Annotated in this window: 6 protein-coding genes, 4 pseudogenes and 1 other annotated feature; of the genes and pseudogenes, 4 read left to right on the top strand and 6 right to left on the bottom strand. The window is 39.6% G+C overall.

The genetic code is table 11. The features are described from left to right. Positions 1 to 171 precede the first annotated feature (171 nt). Positions 172 to 1419: a UPF0149 family protein gene (locus N482_RS01555; protein WP_063375418.1), complete on the bottom strand. Its 1248-nt coding sequence runs from the start codon at positions 1417 to 1419 to the stop codon at positions 172 to 174. 229 nt (positions 1420 to 1648) lie between these two features. Here N482_RS01555 and N482_RS26005 point away from each other — a divergent pair. Then, a pseudogene (locus tag N482_RS26005) lies at positions 1649 to 1853 on the top strand (hypothetical protein); the annotation flags it as partial. 375 nt (positions 1854 to 2228) lie between these two features. On the opposite strand, the gene N482_RS01560 reads toward N482_RS26005, so the two are convergent. The 3 genes and pseudogenes from N482_RS01560 to N482_RS01575 form a co-directional block, all read right to left on the bottom strand. Further along, positions 2229 to 2576, bottom strand: a complete 348-nt coding sequence (locus N482_RS01560) for a hypothetical protein (RefSeq protein WP_155730435.1) — start codon at positions 2574 to 2576, stop codon at positions 2229 to 2231. Between the two features lie 245 nt (positions 2577 to 2821). Continuing rightward, positions 2822 to 3885: pseudogene (locus N482_RS01565) on the bottom strand (IS3 family transposase). A 686-nt stretch (positions 3886 to 4571) separates the two neighbouring features. Next, positions 4572 to 5018 carry a hypothetical protein gene (locus tag N482_RS01575; protein WP_155730436.1) on the bottom strand — a complete coding sequence of 149 codons (447 nt, stop codon included), beginning with the start codon at positions 5016 to 5018 and terminating at the stop codon, positions 4572 to 4574. A 205-nt stretch (positions 5019 to 5223) separates the two neighbouring features. Here N482_RS01575 and N482_RS01580 point away from each other — a divergent pair. Then, a pseudogene (locus tag N482_RS01580) lies at positions 5224 to 6267 on the top strand (IS110 family transposase). 475 nt (positions 6268 to 6742) lie between these two features. Here N482_RS01580 and N482_RS01585 read toward each other — a convergent pair. Both N482_RS01585 and N482_RS01590 read right to left on the bottom strand, forming a co-directional pair. Next, positions 6743 to 7294 (bottom strand): hypothetical protein, encoded by a 552-nt coding sequence (locus N482_RS01585; RefSeq protein WP_063375421.1) that lies wholly within the window; start codon positions 7292 to 7294, stop codon positions 6743 to 6745. A gap of 120 nt (positions 7295 to 7414) precedes the next feature. Next, the gene (locus N482_RS01590; RefSeq protein ID WP_063375422.1) at positions 7415 to 7972 is read right to left on the bottom strand and encodes a VOC family protein; all 558 of its coding nucleotides are present in this window, start codon (positions 7970 to 7972) and stop codon (positions 7415 to 7417) included. 186 nt (positions 7973 to 8158) lie between these two features. On the opposite strand from N482_RS01590, the pseudogene N482_RS24650 reads away from it, so the two are divergent. Both N482_RS24650 and N482_RS23955 read left to right on the top strand, forming a co-directional pair. Then, positions 8159 to 8266 (top strand): annotated as a pseudogene (locus N482_RS24650) (IS110 family transposase); the annotation flags it as partial. A 351-nt stretch (positions 8267 to 8617) separates the two neighbouring features. Next, positions 8618 to 8732: a sequence feature (AL1L pseudoknot), on the top strand. A 46-nt stretch (positions 8733 to 8778) separates the two neighbouring features. Beyond that, positions 8779 to 9159: an IS3 family transposase gene (locus N482_RS23955; RefSeq protein ID WP_081227639.1), complete on the top strand. Its 381-nt coding sequence runs from the start codon at positions 8779 to 8781 to the stop codon at positions 9157 to 9159. Positions 9160 to 9269: the final 110 nt, after the last annotated feature.

Genomic DNA, 9269 nt, shown 5'->3' on the forward strand with positions numbered 1-9269 from the left:
ATTAAATCACGATCTTTTTAGTGCTTTTATATCAATTTGAAGCAAAGCAGTCGTGTTCACACAACCCCCCGTCACCCTGAACTTGTTTCAAGGCCCATTACCCCATCAAACATGGATTGCCGGAGAGACAAAAGCGCTATAATTTAAAGCTCTGTAATCGAGAACACAGGCTTACTTCTTTTTATTTCGTAACCAAAATAAACTCCCCTCAACACTTAGCCATGCTTTTTTACCGCCCATTTCAATATAGGTTATTACTTCTTCTTTAGAGCCAAGTGTGTAACCTAACACATCGTAAAGTTTAACTTTTTCTTGTCCTGTTAAAATTTTTACAAAGTGTTTGTTAGCTTTAATCAAGCTTTGTTTAATTGCATTTAGCTCAGCAGACTCTCCTTCTAAAGCAAATCGCATCAAGGCTTCGGCAGACCTCATAAAAATTCCCCCCTCTTGATATTCAGTCAGCAACACCTTTAACTTATCCCATTGCTCTAACATGACTAAGCAGTTTGCATACAAATAACGGCAGGCTTGATTATCATTTGGGTTAAGTATTAACAATGCCTCTAACTCAGTGCATGCTTTTTGGAATTGGTTACTTTCAAACAATAACCTAGCTTTGTGAAAACGCACGGCCATATAAGGCCGAGTTTCATGAATAAGCCAAAAGTGCCCTTCATTTTGCTGTTTGAACGCGGGAGTGATAAAAGCTTGCTCTTCTATTTTAATAAATTCATCAATTATGTGAAGAGAGTTAACATCATCTAATTGAAGCAATAAACTGACTGCATCATCTTTGGCTTCTAGCTCTTCGTCATTAAACTCATTGTAACCAAAACCTTCTAATTCTGAATCTCCAAAGTCCTCAAGATCAAACGGTAACATACCTAACGTGTCGGAAAGAGCATGTATTGTTGAAGCCAATCTTCTTTTAGCCAATAAAGCTTCTTGCTCAAAGGTTCGAGTCGGTTCAGAGTAAGAAAACGTACGCTTTGCCCTATCAAAGCTAGTAAACCCGGCAAATAAAGCTTGTGTTTCGAAAATCGCCTCTTTGTGCTCGGCAGGTAATTTTAAATCATTTAACACAGTGCTCAGGCCAGCTATAAAGCCTGTGCAAAATCTAGGTAGAGGAGCATCTTCAACTAGAGACGCCGCGATATCTTTTTTTGATAGCGCACACTGTTTTGGTAACTTGTAAGTTGCTTCAGCCACGGTTACCTTGCATTGCTCATGCAACTCCATCAGGGCTTGCAATTGATACCTATCTATCGATAGGTAGTCACCAAACAAATTAACTAACCATTTATCAACCCGAACCTCAGTGCCAAGAGTTGCAAGTCCGACCAAAAAACCTTCAATATGGTAATAATCAGGCTGATGCTGTGTATTTTGCGAAAAAGCTAAGATAGTTTTTCGGGTCATTGAGTGTATCAAAAGAAGTCCCTTTTAAATTAGATAAAACTTGATGCTTAAAGTTACTCTTTTACCCACTGGTACGCAATACCATGCGCTGTAAGTGCATCCACTTGTTACCATTCTTTTTGCATAGAAATGAAGAACGTATATTTGTGTACTTCCTGGCCCATTCACATAAAAACGATAAGATACATTCGCTATCAATTAGTTAGAATAAAAACAACAGGATTTGGCCGTGCAGCAGATTGGCATTTATGAGGAGCTAATTAACCAAGTGGTAGAGCAAAACTTAAACAGCGAACAGTTACATTGGCGAGCGTCAGCTCGAATCAGGCGAAGCGTCTGTGTGGCTATCACGCTTTCTCTCAAAACTTGTGGCCCATGCCATAAATGCAATACCAAATAGTGATGACAACCGCATCGACAAATATTTAAAATTACTTTCATGGACACTCAGTATATGTCAAGCCGAGTAAATCTATCAAGGCGGTAAATACAACCTCGTTCTCTTAACCCACACCAGCCACAATTAGATGATTAACCACATGCAATAAAGCGTTGCTCTGACATATATCTGGGCTAACTGTTATGTAGTGCCCTTCCCGAATTCTTCTTTTGTCATTTCTATTTAAAACCCATTAAATAATGGATATTTAAACAGTAGTCAAAAATCCTAATTTAAGCAATAAATTTGTGACTGCCCCCATTCTAAGCTCCATGTGCGTGCTCTAGTGCTAAAAAAACCGCCCATGTGTTAATCTTTATCAGAGCATAAGCGATTTTTTATTTACAAATTGACATAGGTGTTATGTCAATTACTTTATCGTGATGAAGTCCACATCTGATAACCCAGGATAGATGCTACAATTGCTTCTAGCATACACGTCTACCCGGGCCTTGGTCGTATGCGCAGTCAGTGCCAATGAAAGCAATGATGATCCCATCGGGGTATCACCTTTAAACTGCATTCGTTTGGCGGGCAAAGTATGGCAGCTTCCTTCTTGTCCGTGCAAAGTCGTATCCGCAGTAAACAAAATTGAGCACATGTTGTAGGTATCTACATAACCACAATAAACACTCTCTATCACTGCATCTTTTACATGCACTACTGCATTGGCGGCTCCAGATGCAATTAGGGCGAGTGCAAACATAATGTGTTTCATAACTTTCTCACTTGATAATTTCTATTTTGGAATTGACATATAGCAGCCCACTATAACCTAGTTCTGTCTTACAAGCACATTAAAAACAACTTTATGGCCATGATAAAAACCATAAATTTTACAAAGGAGGAGAGTTGATAGAAATGGCCACACAGTTTAATTTTTTGCTAAATTTTAGAATGTAATCACCCCATATTAAGCAGCAGTTATTTGTAGAATATCTTTAAGCTGCTCTCAATAGTTGTTTAGGTGGTCCCCCCTCCAATCGCCATATTAGGCCGTTCATTGTTATAAATCCAGAGCCAGTTTGTTGCTAATTCTTGGGCTTGCTCGATACTTCTAAACATATGTAGCTCTAACCATTCATGTCTTGCTGTCCTATTAAAGCGCTCAACATAAGCATTCTGTGCTGGTTTTCCTAGTTGAATATAAAGTATTGTAATTTGATGCTTGTTAGCCCAATTGACCAATTCTCCGGATATATATTCCGGGCCATTATCACAGCGAATCGCAGCAGGCTTACCTCGCCATTCTATTACTTGCTCTAGTGACCTTATAACCCGCATTGTTGGCATAGATAAATCAACATCTATCACTAAACCTTCGCGGTTATAATCGTCGACCACATTAAAAGTTCGTAATTTACGACCGTCAATTAAGCTATCGGATATAAAATCCATCGACCACACTTGGTTTTCCGAATCTGATACACTCAACGTGTCCGGCTTGTCACGCCTAATCCGGCGTTTTGGCTTTATCCGCAAGTTTAATTCAAGCCCTCGATAAATTCGATATACCTGCTTATGATTCCAATGGAAACCTTTCACATTACGTAAATATAGAAAGAATAAACCAAATCCCCATCGTCGATGCGTTTGAGTTAATCTAAGTAGCCAATCGGCTATCAATGCATTGTCGCTGTTTAATTTAGCCTGATAATGGTAACAACTGGTGCTGATGTCCAAGCTCTCGCAGGCTAACCTAACACTCACGTGATAATGTTTCACTGCTTTTACCGCCATCTCCTTGCGCCGGGATAGCTTTACAACTTTTCCTCAAGCGCATCCTACCTAACCTGGGCTTTAAGGAACTCTTCGGCATACATCTTTTTTAGGCGACTGTTTTCAGCTTCCAGCTATTTAAGTCTCTTCATCATTGAAGCATCAATTCCACCAAATTTAGCTCGCCATTTATAAAATTGAGCCGAACCCATGCCATGTTCACGGCAAAGCTCTGCTACTGGAATGCCATTTTCGTTTTGCTTGATGAGCGCCAAGATCTGGCTATCGGTATATCTAGATTTACGCATAGAAACTCCTTTGTTTTAGTGTAACGGAATTTTCTACTTATAACTGCTCCGATTTTTTGGGGGGATTACAGTTTAAGCACCTGTTAGCATAGCTAACAAAGGCCTCGGAGGCTGACTAGAGGATTATCAGAGTAAATGACTTTTTATATGCATTGCTCTTATCCCACAAGCAACTCTCCTGACTATTGCGAAGGCGCTGCGTAATTAAAAGCCAGGATCAAATAACCCTAACCCTGAACCATCCCCTTTGATTAGGTAATACACTACCCAATGTAAAAGTCGAATCGCGTAAGGCCGCCAAATACATTTACCCCTGCTGTCATAAACAAATGCTGTTTATGGGTTTTCGTGCACAACCGAAAAGCTTAAATCCTATTGGCGCAATAGATGCACCAACGCCGGGCCAAAATGACAACTGACCCCACCAAGGTGATAATTGAGAAAGAGGGAAAGTAAAAACCTAAACAACTGATTGAATTAGAGATTTAAATTATTGCACTGCACTAAGGGCTGACTGCGCAATAAAAAGGGGAGCGACTGTAAGCCATCCACCATACCACTGTATTTTTACATCGCTATTTACTATGTAGAAGTATCACACAACGACTCCGAGCTTGTTGAACACCCAGATAAGGTGCCGGCTTAGCGACACCTATCCTAATTTGTTAGTATTAAATTCCACGCACCTAAAACAGACCACATGGGGATGTCGCAACTTTTAACCAACCTCCGGACTTTGCATTTTTTACACTATATTCTTCCCTTGGCTTTGAGGTAATTATCACGCAATCACCGTCAACAAGAACAAAAGTTTTCGGTTCGTTGCTACCTTTTCCACTTCGAAAATTTGCGTTACCAACAACACGCAATTTATCTCCGACTTCAATCTCATTGTAATAACCTGTAGGTGATTCTTTTAAGAGATAAAAGTTACCATCTTTAGTAATTTCTCTTTCTTCACCAACTTCATAGTAAACCCAGCCATTAGCGCCATATATCTGAGCTATCTGTGACTCGGCTACTTTCCATATAGAAGAAGGTAAAAATAGCGCGCATAACGCAAAAATTGATGCAACTATCCCTGTAGTCTTCGAGATAATCTCTAGTTTATCGATACAAGTTTTGAAGTCCATTTCATCATCCTTTAATGCTAACGCCGCTATAAACGACAGAAAGTAGCTGGCTACACTCCGAGCGAAGCGAAACAAGCCAGCTGTTTTGTGTCCGCTTTTATGGCCTTGATACTTTTTTATGACCTTGATACTTATTGAACCTTCTCCCCCGAAGTTTAGCAAAAAGCTAAACTTCAAGGCGACCAAACCAAAAGGAGAAAGCGCGATGAAATTCTATACTACTTTTCATAAATATTATTATGGAATCGACCTTCATGCACGAATTTTATTTGTTTGTATGCTTGATTAACGAGGCAACAAAGTTGTCCATCAAAAGATAAAATCCGATAAAACTGAGTTACCTAGGCTGATTACCCCTTATCTTAGCGATATCGTTATTGGGGTCGAATATATGTATTGTTGGTATTGGGTCAGTGATTTATGTTCAGAACATAATATCAATTTTGTACTTGGCCATGCGCTGTACATGAAAGCTATTCACGTTGGTAAAGCAAAACACGATAAGATTGGATTCTTATAAAATTGCCAGCCTATTGTGTGGTGGCAATTTCCCGCTTGCCTATAATTACCCTGCTCACATGCGTTCACACGTGATTTACTCCGCCGACGAACGCGACTTGTACAACATGGCGCACAACTGAAAGCCCACACCGTTAACACAAACAGCCAATACAATTATCCGCCTCTTGAACCGCATATGAAAAATAAATGTGTTCGCAAAGAGTTCCAAATACGCTTTGAAGACCAAGCTGTACAACGAAATATGAATTTCGATTTAGCCATTCTTGATGCTTATGCCAAGGAGCTTAAACGGCTTGAGTATTACCTTGAAGGCAGGGCCAAAAAGCACCAACCTAACTATTACGCCCAACTACGAACTATACTTGACATTGGCCTTATTTTAGCGATGACTATCTTGTATGAAATTGCCGATATTAATAGCTTCGAGCCTGTACAAAAGTTTGCTTCACATTGTCGACTCGTTCAATGTAAAACTTAGTCCGCAGGTAAAACCTATGGTACCAGTGGAAATAAAATTGGTAACAGCCATCTTAAGTGGGCATTCAGTGAATCCGCTGCGTTTTACCTTCGTGGTAACGATAAAGCAAGACGATACTTAAACAAACTACAAAAACGTATGAGCAAAGCCAAGGCATTATCTGTCCTAGCCCACAAACTTGGTCGCTGTGTCTATTTTATGTTGAAGAATAAAACCGTGTTCCATGATGACAGATTTTTAAAAAGCTAAGTTGCACAATAGGGTGAGCTATACACCTAACGAGATAGGCATGAACAACCACCTATTATCTGTGTTTAAGTCAGCTAAAAGCTACGTTTTACAGGTAAGTATTGTCGTAGTAATAAACTATTTCGCCTTGATTACACACCTCATTGGTGCGCATTAATTTAAGCAATGAATTAAATCGTTTACACCTTAGCTGAGCCTTTAACTCACTGGACGAACGAGCCATCGCCTTGCGTAGCGCCAGATTAAGGTTAACCGATGAATGTCTAATAGCCCTAAACGACAGCGGTATCGACCGATTTAGGCAACGATGAGTCGCATTAATAGACCCTCAATATGTGTTTGCCATAAACGATTTTAACGGTTAACCGACATAGCGAAGTAGAATAGGTTTAAAACATTGCTAAGACAAATTAGCTGCTTAAAAGCAGCTAAAAAGAACCGTTATGCCTACTTGACCGGAGAAGGTTCATATGTGTTATTCACTTGCCACTCTAGCTTGTTTATCAAAATGGTCAACTGAAAAACTAAACAGGACTTTTATCATAAAGAACATGCTAACCATCAAAAACCACAGAGGAAGAGACAAATAAATTAATAACAATATACCGTAACACATTAAGTTTGCAGCAATAAAGCCCTGAATGGATTTTCCTTTTAAGGCATTGACTAAGAATGCTGAAGCAATAGTGAACCCCCAAACAATCAAAGCAGCACCCATTGGCTCAGAAAGTAACCAAGCGATAACCAATATATGAATATGAATGGCAATAAATATAAGACGGTTTCTAGGCCTTTTTGAATAAAATTCATTGGTGCCGAAACTGAAATTTGCAATACACCCTGCTAGTACATCAACTATTAATATAAAAGCTATAACTGTTTGCCACCCTCCCAGTTCAATTCCTGAGACGGAATAAATAACCCAGCTACCAAGTAGAGCAAAAATTATTGTGCAAGAAACTTCTAATAAGGACTGTTTCTCCCCAAGTACTTCGAAAAGAAACTCGGGTGTTTTAAAATACTTCATTACTTAAATATGTCTTCCTGATTAAAAACTTAAACAATTAGTTTTCACCAATACTTCCGTGAAATATAACGCCTAATTCAGGTACGCCGTAGGCGTCACTTGGAATTACCTAGGATACGGCTAACCAAGCGCACCTAAACTATTTTTATGAACTATTTTCCAATCACTTTTTGGAGAAAAGCCTCGCATATATCTAATCTCATTCTCTGTAAATTTAATTAACTCTTCATCAGATAACTCTAAATTTACAGCAAACTTACAAGGTTGGTTAACATGCCATGGTGTATCTGTGAAAATTTCAAATCTATTATTTTCAGGATCACGAAAATATATGGACCAAGTAGTGCCGTGAGATACCGTTTGCACACTGATCCCAGAAACTGACTTTAATGATGAATTGAAAAGCTTCAATTCATCAATATTTTTCACCCTAAAAGATATATGATCAATTGGACTTTCAAGAGTCCTGCGCGATTGTATTGGACTTAAAACAATTTGATGGTGCTCTTCCGGGCTACGGCTTAAAAAAACCATACCATTTTGCCCTTCACCTCTATCAGTGACAACAAAGCCTAATTTACTCGTATAGAAGTTTTCCATCTTAGCTAGGTCTTGAACGTATAATTCAATATGACTTAACTGCATGTTTGAGAAAATAATTTTATCCTTAGTTTCCATTATCACCCTTATATCCTAACACCGTTGTAACCGGCTAAAAATAGTTGGCTAAAATTTTTTGAGGCACGAACAAAGCCAACTGTTTTTTGTCCGAGTTGACAATCTTGATACTCATTGAGCCTCCTCACCAACATCGCGATTATTCGTTACGCTGAAAAGACAACCAACCTGACAGGAGAAAGCTCAATGAACTTTTACAATAACATGCATCCATATTATTGTGGAATCGATTTACATGCTCGATTACTTTATGTCTGTATCATTGATAATACTGGACTTATTCTTGTTCACAAATAGATTAAATTAAAAATGACCTAAATCGCCCCGGGTTTGCCAGAGACTCAATAACTTGAGAAACTGGAACAATGAAAAAATCAAATCGCTATACAGCAGAATTTCGTGAACGTGCAGTCAGGCTGGTTACCACACAACAGCATGAGTACCCATCTCTTTTGGGCTGCACTAGTATCCATTTCAGATAAACTTGGCTGTACGCCAGAAACACTCCGGGCATGGGGTTAAAAAGTCTCAAGCACAGCCTTCCGACTCATCTTCTAATTCTCAATCTGCTGAGGAGCGGTTAGCTGAGTTAGAGCGCGAAAATAAAGAATTAAAACGAACAAACGATATTTTGAGGCAAGCCGCCGCTTTTTTCGCCCAAGCGGAACTCGACCGCAAACAAAAATAGTCGTGGCCTTTATTGATACTTGCCGTGAGCATTTCAGTATCGAGTCAATCTGCAAGGAGCTGCCAATTTCGGCTTCTACTTATTACGCCCATAGCGACTACAGAGGCAGCCTTAACGCATGTCTAAACGCAATAAGCGCGATATAGAACTTAAGACACTCATTCGCCAAGTGTGGGAAGATAACATGGCTGTTTATGGCGCTAGAAAAGTATGGAAAAAACTGAAAAATGACGGTCATCAAGTAGCACGTTGTACCGTGGAGCGGTTAATGCGAAAAATGGGTATTCAAGGTGCTCGGCGGGGCAAGGTATGCAAAACGACTCTGCCAAACGAGCAGCAAGATAAGCCATTAGATTTAGTTAATCGCCAGTTCACTGCTGAGCAACCAAATCAACTCTGGGTTGCAGATATCACTTATGTAGCCACTTGGAGTGGGTTTGTTTATGTGGCATTCGTCATAGGCGTGTTTCAACCACAATGCATACGGAACTTATTCTAGATGCATTAGAACAAGCAATTTGGCATCGAGGTGACACGCGGGGCCTTATCCATCACAGCATCAGAGGAAGCCAATATCTCTCAATCAAATACACTGAACGCCTTATGGAA

The sequence above is a fragment of the Pseudoalteromonas luteoviolacea NCIMB 1942 genome (assembly GCF_001625595.1).
GTDB classification, from domain to species: domain Bacteria; phylum Pseudomonadota; class Gammaproteobacteria; order Enterobacterales; family Alteromonadaceae; genus Pseudoalteromonas; species Pseudoalteromonas luteoviolacea_A.

Excerpts from the sequence above, each read along its gene's own strand:
- N482_RS01585 (WP_063375421.1), bottom strand. The coding sequence starts at position 7,294 with ATGAAGTATTTTAAAACACCCGAGTTTCTTTTCGAAGTACTTGGGGAG.
- N482_RS01590 (WP_063375422.1), bottom strand. The coding sequence starts at position 7,972 with ATGGAAACTAAGGATAAAATTATTTTCTCAAACATGCAGTTAAGTCAT.
- N482_RS01555 (WP_063375418.1), bottom strand. The coding sequence starts at position 1,419 with ATGACCCGAAAAACTATCTTAGCTTTTTCGCAAAATACACAGCATCAG.
- N482_RS01560 (WP_155730435.1), bottom strand. The coding sequence starts at position 2,576 with ATGAAACACATTATGTTTGCACTCGCCCTAATTGCATCTGGAGCCGCC.
- N482_RS01575 (WP_155730436.1), bottom strand. The coding sequence starts at position 5,018 with ATGGACTTCAAAACTTGTATCGATAAACTAGAGATTATCTCGAAGACT.
- N482_RS23955 (WP_081227639.1), top strand. The coding sequence starts at position 8,779 with ATGTCTAAACGCAATAAGCGCGATATAGAACTTAAGACACTCATTCGC.